The organism is Sphingomonas benefaciens (genome assembly GCF_052907485.1).
On sequence record NZ_JBREIC010000001.1, the window covers coordinates 634,778 to 657,001 of the forward strand.

The 22,224-nt window shown below is 66.9% G+C and carries 17 protein-coding genes; 9 read left to right on the top strand and 8 right to left on the bottom strand.

Annotation, left to right across the window (positions count from 1 at the left end; all coding sequences use genetic code 11):
- Positions 1-38 precede the first annotated feature (38 nt).
- Positions 39-602 carry a glycine zipper 2TM domain-containing protein gene (locus ACU5AX_RS03050; RefSeq protein ID WP_446689616.1) on the top strand — a complete coding sequence of 188 codons (564 nt, stop codon included), beginning with the start codon at positions 39-41 and terminating at the stop codon, positions 600-602.
- A 27-nt stretch (positions 603-629) separates the two neighbouring features.
- Here the strand turns inward: ACU5AX_RS03050 and ACU5AX_RS03055 are convergent, their stop codons facing one another.
- Positions 630-971, bottom strand: a complete 342-nt coding sequence (locus ACU5AX_RS03055; RefSeq protein WP_446689617.1) for a hypothetical protein — start codon at positions 969-971, stop codon at positions 630-632.
- A gap of 92 nt (positions 972-1,063) precedes the next feature.
- Between ACU5AX_RS03055 and ACU5AX_RS03060 the strand changes: the two genes are divergently transcribed.
- A complete protein-coding gene (locus ACU5AX_RS03060) occupies positions 1,064-1,561 on the top strand; it encodes a DUF5872 domain-containing protein (protein ID WP_446689618.1) in 498 nt (165 codons plus the stop codon).
- A 92-nt stretch (positions 1,562-1,653) separates the two neighbouring features.
- Here ACU5AX_RS03060 and ACU5AX_RS03065 read toward each other — a convergent pair whose 3' ends face one another.
- The gene (locus ACU5AX_RS03065) at positions 1,654-3,777 is read right to left on the bottom strand and encodes a prolyl oligopeptidase family serine peptidase (RefSeq protein ID WP_446689619.1); all 2,124 of its coding nucleotides are present in this window, start codon (positions 3,775-3,777) and stop codon (positions 1,654-1,656) included.
- A 28-nt stretch (positions 3,778-3,805) separates the two neighbouring features.
- Here ACU5AX_RS03065 and ACU5AX_RS03070 point away from each other — a divergent pair, with 28 nt between their 5' ends.
- A complete protein-coding gene (locus tag ACU5AX_RS03070) occupies positions 3,806-5,242 on the top strand; it encodes an MFS transporter (RefSeq protein WP_446689620.1) in 1,437 nt (478 codons plus the stop codon).
- Here the strand turns inward: ACU5AX_RS03070 and ACU5AX_RS03075 are convergent.
- From ACU5AX_RS03075 to ACU5AX_RS03085, 3 genes are all read right to left on the bottom strand, one after another.
- Entirely contained in the window at positions 5,239-6,246 is a 1,008-nt protein-coding gene (locus tag ACU5AX_RS03075; protein ID WP_446690454.1) for a TonB-dependent siderophore receptor, read from the bottom strand. The two genes, ACU5AX_RS03070 and ACU5AX_RS03075, sit on opposite strands and share 4 nt — an antisense overlap.
- A 24-nt stretch (positions 6,247-6,270) precedes the next feature.
- On the bottom strand, positions 6,271-7,332 hold the full coding sequence (locus tag ACU5AX_RS03080; protein WP_446689621.1) for a TonB-dependent receptor plug domain-containing protein: 1,062 nt from the start codon (positions 7,330-7,332) through the stop codon (positions 6,271-6,273).
- 450 nt (positions 7,333-7,782) lie between these two features.
- Positions 7,783-9,507 (bottom strand): DUF885 domain-containing protein, encoded by a 1,725-nt coding sequence (locus ACU5AX_RS03085; RefSeq protein WP_446690455.1) that lies wholly within the window; start codon positions 9,505-9,507, stop codon positions 7,783-7,785.
- A gap of 167 nt (positions 9,508-9,674) precedes the next feature.
- On the opposite strand from ACU5AX_RS03085, the gene ACU5AX_RS03090 reads away from it, so the two are divergent.
- A complete protein-coding gene (locus ACU5AX_RS03090) occupies positions 9,675-10,502 on the top strand; it encodes an alpha/beta fold hydrolase (RefSeq protein WP_446689622.1) in 828 nt (275 codons plus the stop codon).
- A gap of 117 nt (positions 10,503-10,619) precedes the next feature.
- Positions 10,620-12,554: an acetate--CoA ligase gene (gene acs, locus ACU5AX_RS03095; protein ID WP_446689623.1), complete on the top strand. Its 1,935-nt coding sequence runs from the start codon at positions 10,620-10,622 to the stop codon at positions 12,552-12,554.
- Positions 12,555-12,820: 266 nt separating this feature from the next.
- On the opposite strand, the gene uvsE is transcribed toward acs, so the two are convergent.
- Complete coding sequence (gene uvsE, locus ACU5AX_RS03100; protein ID WP_446689624.1) at positions 12,821-13,960, bottom strand: UV DNA damage repair endonuclease UvsE; 1,140 nt, start codon at positions 13,958-13,960, stop codon at positions 12,821-12,823.
- A 106-nt stretch (positions 13,961-14,066) separates the two neighbouring features.
- Between uvsE and ACU5AX_RS03105 the strand changes: the two genes are divergently transcribed.
- A complete protein-coding gene (locus tag ACU5AX_RS03105; RefSeq protein ID WP_446689625.1) occupies positions 14,067-16,109 on the top strand; it encodes a carbon starvation CstA family protein in 2,043 nt (680 codons plus the stop codon).
- The gene (locus tag ACU5AX_RS03110) at positions 16,106-16,288 is read left to right on the top strand and encodes a YbdD/YjiX family protein (protein WP_446689626.1); all 183 of its coding nucleotides are present in this window, start codon (positions 16,106-16,108) and stop codon (positions 16,286-16,288) included. Before ACU5AX_RS03105 ends, ACU5AX_RS03110 begins: the two co-directional genes overlap by 4 nt.
- A gap of 215 nt (positions 16,289-16,503) precedes the next feature.
- Here ACU5AX_RS03110 and ACU5AX_RS03115 read toward each other — a convergent pair whose 3' ends face one another.
- Positions 16,504-16,917: a MerR family transcriptional regulator gene (locus ACU5AX_RS03115; RefSeq protein ID WP_443024696.1), complete on the bottom strand. Its 414-nt coding sequence runs from the start codon at positions 16,915-16,917 to the stop codon at positions 16,504-16,506.
- Positions 16,918-16,931: 14 nt separating this feature from the next.
- Positions 16,932-18,626, bottom strand: coding sequence for a long-chain-fatty-acid--CoA ligase (locus tag ACU5AX_RS03120; RefSeq protein WP_446689627.1), 1,695 nt, complete (start codon positions 18,624-18,626; stop codon positions 16,932-16,934).
- A gap of 135 nt (positions 18,627-18,761) precedes the next feature.
- Here ACU5AX_RS03120 and ACU5AX_RS03125 point away from each other — a divergent pair, with 135 nt between their 5' ends.
- Both ACU5AX_RS03125 and ACU5AX_RS03130 read left to right on the top strand, forming a co-directional pair.
- On the top strand, positions 18,762-19,898 hold the full coding sequence (locus tag ACU5AX_RS03125; protein WP_446689628.1) for a thiolase family protein: 1,137 nt from the start codon (positions 18,762-18,764) through the stop codon (positions 19,896-19,898).
- A gap of 1 nt (position 19,899) precedes the next feature.
- Entirely contained in the window at positions 19,900-22,218 is a 2,319-nt protein-coding gene (locus ACU5AX_RS03130; protein WP_446689629.1) for a 3-hydroxyacyl-CoA dehydrogenase/enoyl-CoA hydratase family protein, read from the top strand.
- Positions 22,219-22,224: the final 6 nt, after the last annotated feature.

Consider the following 22,224-nt stretch of genomic DNA (forward strand, 5'->3'; position numbering starts at 1 on the left):
CGCCCGGTATGGCCGGATGTTTGAGGAGGATTACGCCGATGTTCGCCCGTTTGCTCGCCACCGCCGCCGCCGCGACCGTCCTCGCATCGGCGGCCGCGCCGGTCGCCGCCCAGAGCGGTGCCGACGATGCCCGCTTCGCCGCCGCACAGGCCCGCTTCGATGCCGAACTCGCGCGCTATCGGGCGGAATTCGATCGCTATCGCGCCGCCCGCGGCGGCGGCTACAGCTCGAACGCCGGCCCGGGCGGGTATCGCCAGGCGCCGGTGCCGGGCAGCTACGACCCGCGCTATGCCGACAATGGCGACGATGATCGTTACGAAAATGGCTACGATCCGGCCCGCTATTATCGCTCAGGCGCCAGCTACCGCGAACGCGTGCTGAGCCCGGACGAGCGCGTCTATGCGGGTAACGACGGCCGTTATTACTGCCGTCGCAGCGATGGCACGACCGGGTTGATCGTCGGCGGCGCCGCGGGCGGCCTGCTCGGCAACGTCATCGACGGCGGCCACAGCCGCATCGTCGGCACGCTGCTTGGCGGGGCCGCCGGCGCACTGGCCGGCAAGGCGATCGATCAGAACCAGTCGGACATCCGCTGCCGCTGATCGCCGACCGATGGCCGTCGGGTGTGTCTAGGCCCGCTCGACGGCGAGCAAGGTCAGGCCGGCATATTTCTCCTGCGCCGGATCGTAGAGCGTGCTCGGGAAGAATGGCCGATCCTCGACGATGGTCGGCGCGCCGAGGCCGTCGAGCTTGAACGTGCCCATCTTCTCCTCGCGCGGCGGCTTGCCGTCCCGCTCCAGCGTCACCGCGTCCAGATAGATTTCGCCATGGCGCGTGAACAGGATGTGCGGGGCGAGCAGCACCGCACCGCGATTGTAGGTGGCGGTGATCGCCCGCATCCGGACGATCGCTTCGAACAGGGTCGGCATCGGGCCGCTGGGGGTCGGCTCGCCTGCATGGGGCTCAGTCATCGGCATCGCTCTAGCCAAGGTCGCTGCAGTGCAGCAAGAACGCTTTACGCAACGCTGCGTTCAACGTTCGCAATCGGAGAAGGAACGCGACGATGAGCGATACGGCAGAAAAGACCGATCCCGCACTATGGGAGACGGTCAAGGCGGAGGTCACCGCCGGTGCTAAGGGCGGCCGTAAGGGCCAATGGTCGGCGCGCAAGGCGCAGATGGCGGTTGCCGAATACAAGAAGCGCGGCGGCGGCTACAAGGGCGGCAAGGACCCGCACAATTCGCTGCACGAATGGACCGAGGAGGATTGGGGCACCAAATCGGGCGCGGAGAGCGGCAAGACCGGCGAGCGCTATCTGCCGAAGAAGGCCCGCGAGGCGCTGAGCGACGAGGACTATGCCCGCACCACCGCCAAGAAGCGCGCCGACACCAGGAAGGGCAAGCAGTTCTCCGCCCAGCCCGACGACATCGCCGACAAGGCCCGCCCCTATCGCGACCACCGCAGCAAGTCTGACCTGTACGAAGAAGCGAGGAAGCGCGGCATCAAGGGCCGCTCGACGATGACCAAGGCGGACCTGGTCAAAGCGCTGGATCACGGGTGAGGTCCGGGCCGAACCCCACCCTCGCTGATAACTGACGGCGAGAACCGATGTCGTCAGCCGGGTTTGAGACGAGGTGACGAGAACCGCATTACCTATTTGGACGCCGTCTGTCCGCCATTGGCGGGACCGAGCAGCTTCTGCGCGAAATAGGTCATCTGCAGCGCCTGCAGCCGCGCGCCCTGCTCGATGTCCGCATCGCCCGAATGGCCGCCCGCCGTGTCCTCGTAGAACAGATAGGGCAGATGATATTCCTTCAGCCGTGCCGCGAACTTGCGGGCATGCTGCGGGCCGACCCGGTCGTCCTTGGTCGTCGTCCAGATATAGGGCTCGGGATAGGCGACGCCCTTCCTGATGTTCTGGTAGGGCGAGATGGTCTGCAGGAATGCCTTTTCCGCCGGCACCGAGACCGAACCATATTCGTCAACCCAGGATGCGCCCGCCGCAATCTGTTCGTAGCGGATCATGTCGAGCAACGGCACTTGGATCGTCACCGCTTTCCAGAGGTCGGGATGCTGGTTGAACTCGACGCCCATCAGCAGGCCGCCGTTCGATCCGCCATAGATGCCCAGCTTCTGCGCGCTGGTCAGGCGCCTTGCGAACAGATCCTTGGCGACGCTGGCGAAGTCGTCATAGATCACCTGCCGCTTGGTCTTGCGGCCGGCATCGTGCCACGCCGGGCCGAATTCGCCGCCGCCGCGGATGTTGGCGAGGACATAGGAGCCGCCCTGCTCCAGCCACAATTTGCCGGTGATCGCCGAATAGCTCGGCAGCATCGGCAGCTCGAATCCACCATAGGCGGTCATGATCGTCGGCGTGCTGCCGTCGAGGCGGATGCCCTGCTTGTGGACGATGAAATAGGGCACCTTGGTACCGTCGGTCGAGGTCGCCTCATGCTGTTCGACGACCAGCCCGGTGGCGTCGAACTTCGCCGGCAACGTCTTCACCGCCGCCCCTGCCCGCGCCGCCGCCGCATCGAGCGGCAGCAGGGTGGTTGGCGTCAGGAAGCCGGTGACCGTCACATAGGCATGGTCGCTCTTGTCGTCGGCGCTCGCTACGCCCAGCGACGCATTGTCGGGCAGGGTCACCGGCCGCGCCGTCCAGCCGCCCTCCCCCGGCGTATAGACCGCCGCCCGCCCGCGGACGTTGTCGTTGTAGATCAGCACCAGCCGATCCTTGGTCGTCACCACCTCGTCGACCGACTGGCGCGGATTGGGCGCGAACACCACCGTCGGGTTCAGCGTCCCCCTCTCGACATCGGCGAGCGGCACGGACGCGATCGCCCCGGCCGGCACCTTGCCCCACGGGTCGCTGGTGCGGAACAGCACCTGGCCTTGCACCATGCCTTCCGGGAAGGTGCGCGCCGGGATGTCGAGCTTGCGCGTCCCCGCCGGCGTCCAGACATAGGTTTCACCGCCGAAGAAGGTCGTGCGCCGCGTGATCGCCACCAGCCGATGACCCTGGCCGTCGGTGATCACCCCGGCATAGGTGCCGAGCTGGTCGCTCGGCTGGCCGCGATAGATTTCGGTCGCCGCGTCCAACGGCTGGCCGCGCTTCACCATCTTGACCACGAACGGATAGCTCGACGCGGTCATCGTCCCCGCGCCCCAATCGCGGCTGACCAGCAACGTATCCTTGTCGAGCCAGCTCGCGCCCTGCTTGGACTTGGGCAGGGCGAAGCCATTCGCGACGAACTGGCCGGTGGCCAGGTCGAACTCGCGATAGCTGATCGCGTCCTCGCCGCCCTCGGACAGCGCGACCAGGCACAGCCGCTCCTCAGGCTGCAGGCAGGTTGCGCCCTTCCACACCCACTTTTTTCCCTCCGCCTTCGACAGCGCATCGAGGTCGAGGACGGTCGTCCAATTTGGCTGCGGGCGGGCGTAATCGGCCTCGCTGGTCCAGCGCCAGATGCCCTGCGGATGATCGGCATCGCGCCAGAAATTGTAGATACGGCCGTACATCTGGCTCGGCATCGGGATCCGGTCCTTCGCCGCGGCGATCGCCAGCGCCTGTTGGTAGAAGGTCTGGTAGCGCGGATCGTGCTGCAGCCGGGGCAGCGTGCGGGCATTCTCCGCCTCCACCCAGGCGAGCGGCTTGGCGCCGTCCTTGTCCTCAAGCCAGATGTACGGATCGCTATCGTTCGTCATCGGTTTGCTCTGCGCGAGCGCGGGCGCCGCGGCAAGCATCGAGGTGGCGATCAGCAACGCGCGAAACAGCATGGAGTCCCTCCCAGGTCAGGCAGCCAGCTTGGCCGCGAACGGGCGTGAGCGCAATCCGCAGTCCGTCGCCGGAGACGGTCTGCCGCTGCCGCGGCGTTATCTGGCGATCGGTGCGATTTCCGCCGGAACCGCGTTGACGATCATCGACGGCGGCATCGCCACCGTCGCGCTGCCGACGATCGCGCGCGACCTGCACGTGTCGAGCAGTGCGGTGGTCGCGGTGGTCACCGTCTATCAGCTCATCCTCGCGATGATGATCCTGCCCTTTGCCGGCCTTGGCGACCGGTTCGGGCTGAAACGCACCTACCAGTTCGGCCAGATCGTCTTCACCGTCGCCACCTTGCTCTGCTTCTTTGCGCGAAGCCTACCGTTCCTGCTGGTCGTGCGGGCGGCGCAGGCGCTGGGCGCGGCGGCGGCGCTCAGCGTCTCGTCGGCGCTGATCCGGTCGATCTACCCGGCGAAGCAGCTCGGCCGCGGCCTCGGCATCAATTCTGTGGTGGTGTCGAGTTCGGCCGCACTGGCGCCGACGCTCGGCGGCCTGGTGCTGTCGATCGCGCCCTGGCCCTGGGTCTTCGCCAGCGCCGTGCCCTTCGCCATCCTCAGCCTCGCGCTCGGCCGGGCGCTGCCCGCGCCGCGGCTGCGCGACGAGCCGTTCGACGTGCTCGGCGCGGTCATGTGCGCCAGCATGATAGGCCTCGTCATCGGCGGCGCGGAAAGCGCCGTGCATGGCGACAGCCCGGTCGTTTCGGCGGCGATCGTTGCACTCGGCATCGGCATTGGCGCGATTTTTATCCGCCGCGAACGCGGTGAGGCCAAGCCGATCCTACCGATAGATCTGCTCGGCCGCCCGGTGATCGCACTGTCGGTGGTCGGCGCCTATACCGCCTTCACCGCCTCGATGACGCTGCTGCTGTCGACGCCCTTCCGGCTGCAACATGAATTCGGTTTCGCCGCGGCGGAGGTCGGCGCGATGATCGCGCCCTGGCCGCTGACCAACATGATCGTCGCGCCGCTCGCCGGCTGGCTTTCGGATCGCGTTCCGGCCGGCATCCTCGGCGGCATCGGCATGGCGGTGTCGATCATCGCGCTGGTGCTGATCGCCCTGCTCCCGGCGCATCCCGGCTATGTCGACATCGCGTGGCGGATGGCGCTGTGCGGCTCGGGCTTCGGCCTGTTCCTGCCGCCCAACGCCCGGCTGATCATCGGTTCCGCGCCGCGCGAGCGGGCCGCGGCGGCGGGCGGCCTGGTCGGCACCGTCCGCCTTGTCGGCCAAACCTCTGGCGCGACCCTGGTCGCCGCACTGCTGGCGCTCGGCATCGGCGGCGGCGCCACCCCGCCGCTGATCGCCGCCGGTCTCGCGCTCGTCGCCGGCCTGTGCAGCCTCGCCCGCCTCCGCCCCTCGATCCGCAATCCGCGCAGCGACGAGGCGGAGGACGAACAGCCCGGCACGCAGGTGTCGCGCTAGATCTTCACGCTGGCGCCGAGCAACACGGTGCGGGGCGGCTGGACGAAGACATAGCCGGAGGCGAGGAACCCCCAGCTCGCACGGTCGGAAAGGTTGTCGACCTCGGCGCGCAACGTCACCGGCGTGCCGTTCGGCTTCACCACATAGCTCACACGCGCGTTGACCAACGTCACCGACGGGACGCGGAAGCTGTTGACGTCATTGCCCCACAGGCTGCTGCTGTGCTGCGCCTCCAGCGTTGCCTTCAGGTCGGGCAGAGCCGATGGCTGCTCGCTCAGCTGTACCGTCTCCTTCAGGCCGGGCACGCCCTCGACCGACTTACCCTGTAACAGCGGGTCGGTGCGGCGATAGACGGCGCGCTCGACGGCGATGCTGTCCGCCAGCACCAGTCCGAGCGGCAGTGACACGCGCGCCTCCGCCTCTATCCCCTCGTAGCGTTGCTGCCCGTCGGAGACATAGACGCGTGCCGCATCGGCATATTGCGCCCCGCGATCGATCCGATACGCCGCGGCGGAGACGGACCAGCCCGCTCGATCGATCTTGATCCCGGCCTCGACCTGCTGCGACTTGACCGGCGGCAGGGTCTCGCGCGCATTGACATAGGTATCGGGCACGGTGATCCCGCTCTCCAGCGCCTGGACGTAGCTCAGGTACAGCGTCGCGTCCTGCCACGGGTGATAGAGCAGCGCGGCGACCGGCGTGACCGGAGTCTTGGCATAAGGCTTGTGGACCCCTTTCTTGCTGATCTGGTCCTCGGCGAAGCGGCTGGCGCGCAATCCGGCGATCAGCGACACCCGGCCGAGGGTCAGCGTGTCGCTGGCGAATAGTCCGCCCTGTGTTGAACGATAGTTGTGATAGACGCCGCCGGTAAACTCGGTCGGATAGGCGATCGGTACCACCGCCGCATAAAGGTTCTCCGTCCCGACCAGCGCGGAGACGCGGCTCAGCGGCAGATATTTGTTTAGCCGTTGCCAGTTGGTCCCTAGCGTCAGTTGATGGCGTATAGCGCCGGTCGCGAAATGCCCCTCCTAATAGAGCTGCACCTGATTGTAGCGCGACCACGATCGAGGATTGGTCGACAGGAGCGGCTGATAATCGCCCGCCGGATTGGTCAGCGACATCCATTCCGACTTGTAGGTCCGCCAATCCAAACTGTTGCTGTAGGCGGGGTGCGCCGTCCAACGGGGCGTCACCGCCCAACTGAGGCCGGTGCCGCCGTAGAAGGCGTGGCTGGTGAAGAAGAGGTCTGGATAAGCGGCCAGATTGGTCCGTCCGCTCACCGGTCGCGGCAGATGGTCGGCGCCATAGGCGTCGGGATCATTGATGAAGAAATCCTGCGTCCCGCCGCGGATGCGCCGATCCTGATAGATGAGGTCGCCGGTCCAGGTCAGCGCGTCGGTCAGCCGCGTGTCGAGGCCGAGCGAAGCCGAATAACGCTGGACATGCGAGCCGCTGTACGTCTCGCCGCGCTCATGCGTTGCATTGAGGCGATAGCCGAAGCCGCCGGCGATCGGGCCGCCGAGATCGACATGTTCCGATAGGATGGTGTCCGACGAGGAGCCGATATCCGCGCTGGCGAAGGCCGCTGGTGTCGACCGCTTGGTCCGATAGTCGATCAGCCCGCCCGGCGCGTTGAAGCCGTAGAGGAAGCCCGATGCCCCCTTCAACAGTCGTATGCTCTCGAAGGATTCGAGCGGCAGCTCGACCGTCGTCATGTAGAACGGGTCGCCGTTGATCCGATAGCCATTATAGTCGTCGAGTGGAATGCCGCGCACGGTCTGCGAATAGGCGTTGAACGTGTAGGTGTCGCCGTTGGCGACAACGGACACATCCTGCGCGAAGACGCGGGCAAGTGATTTGACCTGCCGCTCCGCCAACTCCTCGGCACCGACCACATGCACCGAAAACGGCGTGTCGAGGATCGACCGCGTGCCGAGCGCTCCGCCGTCCGCGGCCCGCCGCTCCGCCGCCGTGCTGACGACGATGTCGGTGCGGTCCTGGTCGACGGGGTCGCCGGTGGATTGCACCTGCGCGACGGCGGGCTGCGCCAGCGCCAGAGCGGGTAAGGCCAGCCAGCAAGGACGGGTCATAAACTTCTCCGATATCCGACTCTGTCAGTAGGGTATCGGTGGCCTATCTGCGACGCAGTCGTCATTTAGTCCGATAAAGACCTATCTTACATCTTGAGGCTTGGCTCCCCAGGCAGGAGATCGTCCGCGGTGTGCCCCGGCGCGGCGACAGGAGCGTGATGCCGCGGAACTACCGTTTTTGGATCTGTTAAGGCACAGGACGACAGCTCAGCACGAAGGCGTCGCGCCAAAATCGCTGCTTCCTCGAATGGCTGTCCTACAACGTTCCCCGCTGATAGATATAAGACGCCATCGCCGCGCCTGCTCTTTGAACCGTTGAGATCAACCATCGAATGCCGGTCACGCACAGGACCGCACAATCGCACGTTCAGGCGTCAATTCTGTCAAGACTCACCATCGCAAGGAGGGGGCCGCCAACGGTGTCGACCGCCGCACAGCCCCCTCGCCGGCTCAGAACACCGCCTTGGCGATCGGCTCACCCATCATCTGCTGGCGGACCAGCGGGATCGGCGGGCCGCCGTAGCTGAGGAACTGGTCGTGGAACGCCTTCCACGCCTTGCGGCCGCCGCGGCTGGCGGTCCAGTCGGCACGCAGCTTGCGGATCATCAACTTGCCCATCGTATAGTTGAGATAGGCGGGGTCGTAGGTGCCGCGTGCCGCCTGCTGCCGCGAATTGCCTTCGTCCTGATAGCATTGCTCGCGGAACATCTTGAGGCTCTGGTCCTGCGTCATGCCGCGCGCATGCAGCCCGATCGCCGACAGGAAGCGGCAGTCGCGCAGCAGCGCGTTGCTGATCTGCCCGACGTGCGTCTCGGCATCGCCGTTGTTCAGCCCCGCCTCCCACATCATCTCCTCGGCATAATGCGCCCAGCCCTCGGCGAAGGCATAGCCGACGAACAGCCGGCCGAAGAGCGACGGCGAGCGGTTGGCGTGGAGGAACTGGACGAAATGGCCCGGCATCACCTCATGCACCGAGGTGAACAGCAGGTCCGCCTTGCCCGGCACGAACGCGTCCTGCGTCTTCTTGTCCCACGCCGGATCGGGCGGCGAGATGTAGTAGACCGAGGGGATACCCTTATCGAACGGCCCCGGCGGATCGATATAGGCGCTGTTCTGCCGGTTGTAGGGCGGGCTTTCCTCGACCTTCGCCTCCTCCGTCCCCGGGATGGTAACGAGGTCGTTCTTGATGACGAAGGCGCGCAGCGTCGGAATTTGGCGCCGCGCCTCGGCCACCGGGCCGTCCGGCGCCTTGTTGGCGCCCATCTTGTCGATGCACTGGGGGATCGTCTGCCCGGGCGCAAATTGCGCACAGGCCGCGGCGAGCGCCTGCTGGTTGCGCTTCAGGTCGGCGCGCCCCGCCGCCTCCAGCGTTGCGAGCGGCGTGTCGACGCCCTCCGTCGCCGCAATCATGCGCTGGAAGCGATCGGCGCCGAGCGCGAAATTGCCGGTCGCGCTGCCCTTTTGGCTCGCCACCCAGCCGCCGAGATCGCGCATCGCCTTGCTGGCGTTGGCGGCGGCGACGTCGAGCTGCCCCTGCAGGTTCGCGTCCTTGACCCCGGCAAACGCCTTTTTCGCATCGCCGACGTAATAGTCGGCGAATCCGTTGAAGCCGGCGGTGCCATAATCGACGAAGGACCGCGGCATCGGCGTCTTCAGATTGGCGCGAATGTTGGCGACCGCATCGGGGACGCGGTTGAGGAAGGCGATCAGCGCCTTCATCCGCGTCGGCGCATCGGCATAGGGGCGCGCGATATAGACGTTGGGATCGAGCCCGCCGCCGACATAATAGGCCGGATTGGTATGCGGCTGGTCGGCATCCTCCAGCCAGAACAACTTGCCGCGCGCGACCTGCACCAGATAGTCGCGCTCGAACCGCTCTTCCGGTTTCAGATCGGCGTCGGCGAACCCCTTCGCCTTGTCGATCGCTTGATGCAGGAAGTCGCTCTGCCGCTTCAGCCCCGCGGCGCTCCAGTCGGGCAGCTGGCCGTCGAAATCGTGCCGGCCCTGATAGACGGCATTGGCCGGATCGAGCTTGAACCAGCCTTCGATGAAGCCGTCGCGGAACTGCGCCCAGCGGCTCTTCGCCATGCCGGCCGGCGCCGCCGTCGGCGCCGCTGCGGCGCTCTGATTGTTGTCCGCCTCATGCACGTTCACCTGACAGGCCGCCGTCGCCATCGCGAGCGCCGTCAGGGATGCCGCTACCCTCAACCGCATATCGTCTCCTGATTCGTATCGCGGCGGATGCTGGCACCGTTGGTACGGTTGCGCCAGCCCGGCGGCGGGAACGGCGGCGAGGACGGGCTCGTTGAAGCGGAGGGCGGTAAAGCCATGGAGAGATTGCAATGCCTTACGTCAAGACGCGCGACGGCACCGACATCTACGTCAAGGATTGGGGCGAGGGCCGCCCGGTCGTGCTGCTGCACGGCTGGCCGCTGTCCGCCGACAGCTGGGACCCGCAGATGATAGCGCTGGCCGACGCCGGCTTCCGCGCCATCGCCTATGACCGTCGCGGCTTCGGCCGTTCGGGCCAGCCGTGGAACGGCTATGACTATGATACGCTGACCGACGACCTCGCCGACGTGCTCGAGGCGACGGGCGCGACCGACGGCGTCACGTTGGTCGGCTTCTCGATGGGTGGCGGCGAGGTCGCCCGCTACATGAGCCGCCATGACGGCAAGGGCGTCGCCGCCGCCGGCCTGATCAGCTCCGTCGTGCCCTACATGCTGAAGACCGACGACAATCCGCACGGCACGCCGGAGGAAACGCTGCAAGGCATCGGCGACGGCATCAAGCAGGACCGCGCCCACTTCTTCCGCCACACCTTCTTCAAGCAGTTCTTCGGCGTCGGCTATATCAGCTCGCCGGTCAGCGACGAGGTGCTCGACTGGGCGACGGCGACCGCGATGATGGCGGGGCTGAAGCCAACTTTGGCCTGCGCGGAATCGTTCGGCCATACCGATTTCCGACCCGATCTCGCCGCCTTCCGGGTGCCGACGCTGATCATCCACGGCACCTCTGACCAGACGGTGCCGATCGACGCCGCCGGCCGGGCCGCGGCGGTTGGCATCGCGGACAGCCAGCTGGTCGAATATGACGGCGCCCCCCACGGCCTGTTCGCCACCGAGGGCGACCGGCTGACCAGCGATCTGCTGACCTTCCTGGGGCGCTGAACAACATACCGTCATCCCCGCTCAGGCGGGGATGACGAAGGCGGTGGTGACGTCTTGCCTGCTGCCCCAACCCGACTACAGTCCCGCCGCCCTGCCACCCGATCCCTGGAAGCGTCGATGACCGATCCCGAAATCTACCCGATCACCGGCGACTGGACGGACGCCAGCCTGACGCCCAAGCGCTACACCGACCTGTACGAAGCGGCGGCCAACGATCCGGGCGGCTTCTGGCTCGACCAGGCGAGCAAGCGGCTCGACTGGGTCACGGCGCCGACCATCGCCGGGGACTGGTCGTTCGCCAAGGCGGATTTCCACATCAAATGGTTCGAGGACGGCGTGCTCAACGTCGCGGCCAATTGCATCGACCGGCACCTCGCCAAGCATGGCGATACCGTCGCGATCATCTGGGAACCCGACGAACCGTCGGAAGAGCCGCGCTACATCACCTACAACCAGCTCCACCAGGAGGTCTGCCGTTTCGCCAACGTGCTGAAGGGGCAGGGCGTCGGCAAGGGCGACCGCGTCACCATCTACATGCCGATGATCCCGGAGGCGGCCTATGCGGTGCTCGCCTGCGCCCGGATCGGCGCGATCCATTCGGTGGTGTTCGGCGGCTTTTCCGCCGACGCGCTCGCCGGCCGGATCGAGGATTGCGGCTCGACCATCGTCGTCACCGCCGACGAGGGCCGCCGCGGCGGCAAGCGCATCAAGCTCAAGGCCTGCGTCGACGAAGCCGCGGCGCGCGCACCGACGCTGGAGCGCGTGATCGTCGTCAAGGCGACCGGCGCCGATGTGGCGATGACCGATCGCGACATCTGGTATCATGAGGCCGCCGCCGCGGTCGGCACCGATTGCCCGGCCGAGCCGATGGGCGCCGAGGATCCGCTGTTCATCCTCTATACCAGCGGCTCGACCGGCAAGCCGAAGGGCGTCCTCCACACCAGCGGCGGCTATTTGCTGTGGGCGAGCATCACGCACCAATGGTCGTTCGACTATAAGCCCGGCCAGGTCTTCTGGTGCGCCGCCGACATCGGCTGGGTCACCGGCCACACCTACATCCTCTACGGTCCGCTCGCCAATCGCGCGACGACGCTGATGTACGAAGGGCTGCCCAACTGGCCCGATGCCAGCCGCATCTGGCAAGTGGTCGACCGGCACAAGGTCCACGCGCTGTTCACCGCCCCCACCGCGTTGCGCGCGCTGATGAAGGAGGGCGACGATTTCGTGACGCGGACCGATCGCTCGAGCCTCAAGGTGCTCGGCTCGGTCGGCGAGCCGATCAATCCGGAGGCGTGGCGCTGGTATCACGACGTCGTCGGCGGCGGCCGCGCCCCGGTGGTCGACGCCTGGTGGCAGACGGAGACGGGCGGCATCATGATCGCCCCGCTGCCCGGCGCGATCCCGATGAAGCCGGGTTCCGCGTCCAAGCCACTGCCCGGCGTCACGCCGCAGCTGGTCGACGAGAAAGGCTCGCCGCTGGTCGGTCAGGCGGAGGGCAATCTCTGCATCATCCAGAGCTGGCCGGGCCAGATGCGCACCGTCTGGGGCGACCACGATCGCTTCTTCCAGACCTATTTCACCACCTACGAGGGGAAGTATTTCACCGGCGATGGCTGCCGCCGCGACTCGGACGGCTATTACTGGATCACCGGCCGCGTCGACGACGTCATCAACGTCTCGGGCCACCGGATGGGTACTGCCGAGGTCGAGAGCGCGCTGGTGCTGCACGAGGCGGTCGCGGAGGCCGCAGTCGTCGGCATGCCGCATGACGTCAAGGGTCAGGGCATCTACGCCTATGTCACGCTCAACAGCGGGCAGCAGCCGACGGACGATTTGCGCGACACGCTGAAGCAATGGGTCCGCCGCGAGATCGGCCCGATCGCCACGCCCGACAAGCTACAATTCGCCCCCGCCCTGCCCAAGACGCGCTCGGGCAAGATCATGCGCCGCATCCTTCGCAAGATTGCGGAAGGCGATACGGGCAGCCTCGGCGACACCTCGACGCTGGCCGATCCGGCGGTGGTCGACGATCTGGTGGCGAACCGCATCTGACCTACTCTCTACCGCTGGCGAAGGGGTCGGGGTCGGCCCCCAAGCCCGCTGATGCCCCGTCGTCATTTCCGCGAAGGCGGGAATCCAGAGACGCTGACGTAGCGGCCGACCGAGTAACCGGCATGTCTGGATCCCCGCCTACGCGGGGATGACGATCGGGCCGCCCTTGGCGAAGTTTCGACGCTGGCATTGACGGCCAGGATCGATGATCTGGCGGCGAACCGGACCGACCGCTCACCTGCTCTTCGGTCAAACCCGAGGCGCAGTCATCGCGCGCCCTCGTCGACGTCCGCCTCCTCCTCCGCGCCGACGCCGTCGTCGAGCGCCGCCTCGTCGCAGGCAAGATCCTCGGCATCCTCTGCGAAGATGCCGAACCGCGCCGCGACGTCGGGCGCGTAGCGCAGCAGATCGGGCCGCAGCTTCAGCAAGCTCAGATCCTTGGCCTTGCCCTCCATCATCACGTCGAACACCAGCCCTTCGGCATCGCGCATGAAGCGGGCGAATTCGAACGGGTTGGTGAAGTCGGCATGGCCCGTCCACACCGGCGGGCGCAGCACGGTCTTGATCCGCGCATTGTCCTTCACCGGTGCCTTGGTCACCTCGCCCTTGCGGACCGCCATGCCGGTCGCGCGCTGCTGTGCGGTGATCTTCTGCTTCACCTCGCGCATTTCGGTACGCGGGCTGGAGAAGTGGATTTTCGGTCGGACGCCCTCGGGCCAGCTCGCCATGAACCGCTCCAGCGTATCGCGCATCTCCAGTCGCTCCGCGTTGAGGCACCAGAAATGCTGGTAATCGAAGATCAGGCGAACACCGGTCCGCTCGTAAATCCAGAGCACGTCCGCGGCGGAGAAACGCAGATCGTCATTCTCCAGCACCAGCCGCCGCCGGACATGATCGGGGCATTGCTCCCAGCCCGCGATCCAGCGCGCCCGGCTCGCCTCGCGATCGTCGTAGACGCCGCCGACATGGGTGACGACCACCGCCTCGTCGTCGAGCTCCATCCGCTCGAGCATTTCCGACTGGCTGGCGAGGTCCCAGATGCTCTTCTTGGTCAGCGCCGCATCGGGGCTGTTGAGCAGGACATATTGCGACGGGTGAAACGACAGCCGGATGTCGAGCGCCCTCGCCTTGGCGCCGAATGCCTTCAGCTCCGCGTCGCTCTCCGCGACCATGTCATGGAACTGCGGCAGGTCGGGATGCGTCGCATAGGGTGCGAGGTCCGACGACAGCCGGTACATGTGCAGATCCTCGGCGGCGAGATAGTCGAGGATGCGGTCGACCTCCTCCAGCGACGCCTTGAGGTGCGGCCCCTTCTGCCAGCGGCGGGTGTCGTTGCTCTTGAAGTCGGGCCGGCCCATCACCTTGACGGGAAAGCCGAGCCGCAATGGGCGATCGGGATCGGTCATCAGAGGCAAACGAGCGTTGCCGCAAGCGGTTGCGCACCATGATTGCGCCGCCTACCCGTCGCCCCGGACGTGTTCCGGCATGACGGACGCAGAGGAAGGAGACGCCATGACGATCGCGAACAGGCTCGGCTGGATCGCTGTCGCGCTACTCGGCGCCGGCGCGCTCGGCCTCGTCGCGCTGGGCCGCGGCGAGAGCGTCAACGCGCTGTGGATCGTCGTCGCAGCGGTCTGCGTCTATCTGGTCGCCTACCGCTTCTATTCGCTCTACCTTGCGAAGGTGGTCGTCGGGCTCGATCCGGCGCGGCCGACGCCCGCGGCGCGCCACCCGGACGGACTCGACTTCGTGCCGACCGACCGCCGCGTGCTGTTCGGCCATCATTTCGCCGCCATCGCCGGCGCCGGGCCGTTGGTCGGCCCCGTCCTCGCCGCGCAGATGGGCTATCTGCCGGGCATGCTGTGGATCCTCGCCGGCGTCGTGCTTGCCGGCGCGGTGCAGGACTTCATGGTGCTGTTCATCTCGATGCGCCGCGACGGTCGCTCGCTGGGCGAGCTGATCCGCATGGAGATGGGCGCGGTGCCCGGCACCGTCGCGCTGGTCGGCGCCTTCGCGATCATGGTCATCATCCTCGCCGTACTCGCCTTGATCGTCGTGCGCGCGCTGGCCAACAGTCCCTGGGGCCTGTTCACCGTCGCCGCGACCATCCCGCTCGCGCTGCTGATGGGCATCTACACGCGCTGGATCCGGCCGGGACGGATCGGCGAGGTGTCGCTGCTCGGCCTTGTCGGGCTGATCCTCGCCATCGTCTACGGCCGCGATGTCGCCGCCTCCGCCAGCCTCGCGCCGCTCTTCACCTACACGCCGGTACAGCTCTGCTGGATCCTGATCGGCTATGGCGCGATCGCCTCGCTGCTCCCCGTCTGGCTGCTGCTCGCACCGCGCGATTATCTGTCGACCTTTCTCAAGATCGGCGCGATCGCGGCGCTGGCGGTCGGCATCGTCGTGGTGATGCCCGACATGCGCATGCCGGCGCTGACCCGCTTCGTCGACGGCAGCGGCCCGGTCTGGTCGGGATCGCTCTTCCCCTTCCTGTTCATCACCATCGCTTGCGGTGCGGTTTCCGGCTTCCACGCGCTGATCGCCAGCGGCACCACACCCAAGCTGATCGCCAGCGAAGGCGATGCGCGCTTCATCGGCTATGGCGCGATGCTGATGGAAAGCTTCGTCGCGATCATGGCGCTGATCGGCGCGTCGATCATCGATCCGGGCGTCTATTTCGCGATGAACAGCCCCGCGGCGGTGGTCGGTACCGACGCCGCCAGCGCCGCCGCTGCGGTAACGGCGATGGGCTTCCCGATCGACGCCGCCGCCCTCGCGCAGACCGCGCGCGACGTCGGCGAGACGACGATCATCAGCCGTGCCGGCGGCGCCCCGACGCTGGCGGTCGGCATGGCGCACATTTTCAGCCGGATCATCGGAGGCCGCGAGATGATGGCCTTCTGGTACCATTTCGCGATCCTGTTCGAGGCGCTGTTCATCCTGACCGCGGTCGATGCCGGCACCCGCGCCGGGCGGTTCATGCTGCAGGATCTGATCGGCCTCGCCGTCCCGTCCTTCTGCAACGCGACCTCGTTCGTGCCCGGCCTCGTCGGCACCGGCCTGTGCGTCGCCGCCTGGGGCTTCTTCCTCTACCAGGGCGTCACCGACCCGCTCGGCGGGGTGAACACCTTGTGGCCGCTGTTCGGCATCTCCAACCAGATGCTCGCAGCGGTCGCGCTGCTGCTCGCCACCGTCGTGCTGTTCCGGATGAAGCGCGAGCGCTACGCCTGGGTGACGCTGCTGCCGACCGCCTGGCTGATCGCCTGCACGGTCAGCGCCGGGCTGCTCAAGCTGCTGTCGTCCGACCCGCGCGTCGGCTTCCTCGCGCATGCACGCCGCTTCGCCGATGCGCTGGCGCGCGGCGAAACGCTTGCGCCCGCCAAATCGCTCGCCGAAATGCGCCGCATCGTATTCAACGACCGCGTCGATGCCGCTCTGTGCGCGCTGTTCCTTGCCGTGGTGGCGACGATCATCGTCTACGCCATCCGCACCTGCCTCGCGGCGCGGCGGATGCCGATGCCGAGCGTTACCGAGATTCCGGCGGCGGCATGAGCATCTGGTCGCTCGTCATCGACACCGCCCGTGCGATGGTCGGTCAGCCGTCCTACCGCGCCTATGTCGACCATATGGCCGCGCATCATCCCGACGCGCCGGTGATGACCGAGGCGCAATTCTTCCGCGACCGGCAGCAGGCGCGCTACGGCGGCCGCGGCGGCGGGCGGTGCTGCTAAGCGATCAGCCGATCGCGAGCAGCGCCGCGCAACAGAGCACGACCGCGGTGCCGCTCATCCAGCACAAAGACCGGAAGCTGCACGCGCACACATGGGGATCCATCCATTCCATGGCACCTCTCCATCCCGTTCTGCGACGGTATGGAGCGGAGCCTATCATGACCGGACCGGCACAAAAAGACAGGGATGCCGACTGATTGCCGTGCGTGCGGCCTTCAGCCGTTCGCCGCCTGCGCCTCCGGTTCGTGCGCGCGCACCTGGGCGAGCGCCACCGCCTCCATCTTCGCAAGTTCGCTCAGCGTCGTGTCGAGCGCCTGACGCTGCTGTTCCAGTTCCTCGATCCGCTCGCGGCAACGCCCGGCGAGCGCGCGCATCTGCTCGAGATGCTGCGGATCGGCGTCGTACAGGTCGAGAAATTCCTCGATGTCCTTGAGCGAGAAGCCAAGCCGCTTGCCGCGCAGGATCAGCTGCATCCGCGCGATCTCGCGCCGACGGTAGACGCGCGTCGTGCCGATTCGGCACGGCTCGATCAGCCCGCGATCCTCGTAGAAGCGCAACGTGCGGGGCGTGATGCCCAGCCGATCGGCGACCTCCTGTATCCCCTGAAGTTCGGAACCCTCCTCCATCATCCCTCCGTTACGGCTTATCGCGCCGCTTTTTGCAATTCCTCTTCGACCAGCTCCTTCTTGGACAGCTTGCCGATCAACGTCTTGGGCAAAGTCTCGCGTATCTCGACCTCGCGGGGAAGCTCGATCTTACTCACCTTATCGCGCAGGAAGTCGCGTAGCTCGACGGCCGTCACCGCCCCGGCTTCGGACAAGGTAACGAACGCCTTCGGGCTCTGACCGCGATGCGCGTCGGGTACGCCGATCACCACCGCCTCGGCGACGGCGGGATGTTCGTACAGCGCTTCCTCGATGACGCGCGGATAGACGTTGTAGCCGCCGCACAGGATCATGTCCTTGATCCGGTCGACGATGAACAGATAGCCGTCCGCGTCGAGATAGCCGACGTCGCCGGTGCGCAGCGCGCCGTCGGCGAACGCACCCTCGGTTTCCGCCGGCTTGTGCCAATAGCCGCTCATCACCTGCGGCCCGCGCGCACAGATCTCGCCCTTCTCGCCTTGCGGCATGATCCGCGCCGGGTCCTCGCGATCACGGATCTCGATCGTCGTGCCCGGAAAGGGCAGCCCCGCCGAGCCTTCCTTGTTGACCCCGGCAAAGGGGTTGCAGGTGATGATCGGCGACGCCTCCGACAGGCCATAGCCCTCGACCAGCTTGGCGCGGGTGCGCTGTTCGAACAGGTGGCGGACCTCGATCGGCAAGGGCGCGCCGCCGGAGATGCAGACCTTGATCGTCGACAGGTCCGGCACCTTGTCGTCGCCAAGGTTGGCGAGCGCATTGTAGATCGTCGGCACCGCCGGGAAATAGGTCGGCCGCGTCCGCTTCAACGTGGCGAGCAGCTGCTTCATTTCGAAGCGCGGCAAGAGGATCATTTCCGCCCCGACCAACGTCGAGAAGGTCAGCACGTTGGTCAGCGCGAAGACGTGGAACAGTGGCAGCACGCCGAGCACGCGGTCCTGGTCCGCCGTCTCGCCGCCGACATGGACCAGCATCGCATCGGTATTGGCGACGATATTGGCATGGCTCAGCATCGCCGCCTTGGGCAGGCCGGTGGTGCCGCCGGTATATTGCAGCACCGCGGTCTCATGGGGATCGACGGTGACCGCGGCGGGCGCCCCGCCCTTGGCGATCAGGTCGGCGAAATAGAGATGCGATGCGCTGCGTGGCGCTCGGCCGATCTCCTTGCGCTTGAACAGCCGGTACAAGACCTTCTTCACCGGCGGCAGCGCGTCGGCGATCGGGCAGGTGACGACGTGGCGGATGCCGGTCTCCCCCGCCACCTTCAGCACCCGCGCCTGGATCTCGACGAGGTCGCAGGTGACGATCACCTCCGCCCCCGAATCGTGGATCAGATGCGTCAGCTCGCGCTCGACGTAGAGCGGGTTGACGTTGACGACGATCCCGCCCGCCTTCAGCGTCGCGAAGAACAGGATCGGATAATAGGGCGTATTGGGCAGGCACAGCGCGACCCGCGTGCCCTTGATCACGCCGAGCGCCTGTAGCCCGGCCGCGGCCCGATCCACCTGCGCCGCCAGCGCGCCCCAGGTCGTCGTCGCGCCGAGGAAATCGATCGCCACCCGCGCCGGAAAGCGCCCGGCCGACTGGTCGAGCAACGCGCCCAGCACGCGGGGTCGCTCGATCAGCGGTGCGCCATTCATCACGGCCAGCGCGCGGTGCGCAGGGTCCGCGACGGCATCGCTCGGCATCCCGGTCATGTCTGTCCTCTCGCTTATCGAGCCGGTCGACGCAGCTTGTCGATCCGCCCCACTTGACGTAATGGGAAGCTATCGCACCTATACGGTACTTCGCAAGGCCGACGCAGCACGATTGCTGTATTTCGAGAGGATCCCATGACCAACGTCGTCATCGCCGGTTACGCCCGCTCGCCCTTTCACCTCGCCGGCAAAGGGGCACTCGCCCGCGTCCGGCCGGACGATCTCGCCGCACAGACGATCCGCGGCCTGATCGAGAAGACCGGCGTCGACCCGTCCGCGATCGAGGACATCATCCTCGGCTGCGCTTTCCCGGAGGGCGAACAGGGCCTCAACGTCGCTCGGATGATCGGGTTGCTCGCCGACCTGCCGCTGTCGGTCGGCGGCATGACGGTGAACCGCTTCTGCGGATCGTCGATGAGCGCGATCCATATCGCGGTCGGCCAGATCCAGATCGGCGCCGGAGAGGCGTTCATCTGCGCCGGCCTTGAATCGATGAGCCGGGTGCCGATGGGCGGCTACAACCCCCTGCCCAACCCTGCGCTCGCGAAGAAGAACGCCGGCGCCTATATGGGCATGGGCGACACGGCGGAAAACGTCGCGCAAAAGTATCAGATCACCCGCGCCGAGCAGGACGCCTTTGCGGTGAAGAGCCAGCACAAGGCCGCCGCCGCGCGCGCCGACGGTCGTCTCGCCGACGAGATCGTGCCGATCCAGACCAAGGCCGGCGTGGTCAGCGAGGATGGCACGATCCGCCCCGACACCAATGTCGAGGCGCTCGCCGGCCTCAAGCCCGCCTTCAGCCAGGACGGTTCGGTGACCGCCGGCACCTCGTCGCCGCTGACCGACGGCGCCTCGGCGGTGCTCGTCACCTCGGAGGAGTTCGCCAACACGCACGGCCTCAAGATTCTCGCCCGCATCAAGTCGGTCGGCGTGTCGGGCATCGAGCCGGAGACGATGGGACTCGGCCCGATCAGCGCCTCGCAAAAGGCGCTGGAGCGCGCCGGACTGTCGGTGGCCGATCTCGACGTGGTCGAGATCAACGAGGCCTTCGCCAGCCAGGCGATCGCCTGCATCCGCGACCTCGGCCTCAAGGACGAGACGATCAACAAGGACGGCGGCGCGATCGCCATCGGCCATCCGCTCGGCGCCACGGGCGCGCGCATCGTCGGCAAGGCGGCGGCGCTGTTGGAGCGCGAGGGCGGGAAATATGCCCTCGCCACCCAGTGCATCGGCGGTGGCCAGGGCATCGCCACGGTTCTGGAGCGCGCGTGACATGAGCGACACCATCAAGAAGGTATGCGTGATCGGCGCCGGCGTGATGGGCGCCGGCATCGCCGCGCAGATCGCCAACGCCGGTATCCCGGTGCTGTTGCTCGACATCGTTCCCAAGGACGGCGACGACCGCGACGCGGTCGCCAAAGGCGCGGTCGCCAAGATGCTCAAGACCGACCCCGCCCCCTTCATGTCGAAGGCGGCGGCGAAGCTGGTCGAGACCGGCAATATCGACGACCATCTGCCCCGCGTCGCCGAATGCGACTGGATCGTCGAGGCGATCGTCGAGCGGCTCGACATCAAGCAGGCACTCTATGCCAAGCTCGAACAGCTCAAGCGTCCCGGCACTGCGGTCAGCTCGAACACCTCGACCATTCCGCTTGGGGCTTTGGTCGAAGGGCGGTCGGACCAGTTCAAGGCGGACTTCCTGATCACCCACTTCTTCAATCCGCCGCGCTATATGCGGTTGATCGAGATCGTGCGCGGCGAGCACACCGACCCCGCGGTCGCGGAAAAGGTCGAGGATTTCGTCGACCGCTTCATGGGCAAGCGCATCGTCCGCGCCAAGGACACGCCGGGCTTCATCGCCAACCGCATCGGCACGTATTGGCTCGCCGTCGCGATCAACGCGGCGATGGACCAGGGGCTGACGGTCGAGGAGGCGGACCAGATCGGCGGCCGGCCGATGGGCGTGCCGAAGACCGGCATCTTCGCGCTCGTCGACCTCGTCGGTGTCGATCTGATGCCGCTGCTGTCGAAAAGCCTGTCGTCGACCCTGCCGGCGGGCGACCCCTATTTCGACACCGTCCGGCCGATGCCGCTGGTCGACAAGATGATTGCGGAGGGCTTCACCGGCCGCAAGGGCAAGGGCGGCTTCTACCGTTTCGACAAGGCGACCAAGACCAAGTTCGCGCTCGACCTCGCCACCGGCGACTATCGCCCGGAAGCAAAGCCCGAGAAGCTGCCGTCGGCGGCGGAGAAGGATCTGTCCACACTGATCGCGCTGCCCGGCAAGGCCGGCACCTATGCCTGGGAAATCCTCGGCAAGGTGCTGAGCTATGCCGCGTCGCTGGTCGGCGAGGCGGCGGACGACGTGGTCGCGATCGATGACGCGATGAAGCTCGGCTACAATTGGAAATTCGGGCCGTTCGAGCTGATCGACCGGCTCGGGCCGGGCGCGCTCGCTGACCGCCTGCGGGCGGAGGGCCGCGCCGTGCCGCCGATCCTGGAAACGGCAGGCACGCGGCCCTTCTACCGGGTCGAGAACGGCACGCGCCAGTTCCTCGGCGCGGACGGCGCCTATCATGACGTCGTGCGCGGCGATGGCGTGCTGCTGCTCGAGGACATCAAGCTGCGCAGCGAGCCGCTGCTCAGGAACGGTTCGGCGGCACTGTGGGACGTTGGCGACGGCGTCGCTGCGCTCGAGTTCACCACCAAGATGAACGCGCTCGACGAACAGATCATGCAGCTGATCCAGAAGGCGATTCCCTTGGTGAAGGCGCAGTTCAAGGCGCTGGTCATCTACAATGAGGGGTCGAACTTCTCGGCCGGTGCCAACCTCGGCCTCGCCATGTTCGCGGTCAACATCGCCGCCTGGGGCGAGGTGGAAAAGCTGATCGCCGCCGGGCAGGCCGCGCTCAAGGCGCTGAAATACGCGCCCTTCCCTGTCGTCGCCGCGCCCGCGGGCATGGCGCTGGGCGGCGGCTGCGAGGTCGTGCTCCACGCCGATGCGGTGCAGGCGCATGCCGAAAGCTATATCGGCCTGGTCGAATGCGGCGTCGGCCTGCTGCCCGGCTGGGGCGGCAACGGCGAACTGCTCGACCGGATGGCGAAGGCGCCGATGATGCCGAAGGGCCCGATGCCCGCCGTCGCCAAGGCGTTCGAGACGATCTCGACGGCGCAGGTGTCGAAATCTGCCGCACTGGCCAAGGAAATGATGTTCCTGCGCCCGACCGACGGCCTCACGATGAACCGCGACCGCCTGCTCGCCGATGCCAAGGCCAGGGCGCTGTCGATGGTCGACGGCTATGTCGCGCCGGAAAAACCGACCTTCCGCCTGCCCGGCGAAAGCGGCCGCGTCGGCATCGCGGGCGTCGTCGACGGCTTCCGCAAGAAGGGCATGGCCACGCCCTACGACGCCGTGGTGTCGGACCGGTTGGCGACCGTGCTGACCGGCGGCGATGCCGATCTGGTCGACACGGTGACCGAGGACCAGCTGCTCAAGCTGGAGCGGCAGGCGTTCATGGCCAGCGTCAAGGACGGCCGCACCCAGGCACGGGTCGAGCATATGCTCGAGACCGGCAAGCCGCTGCGCAACTGATAGGAT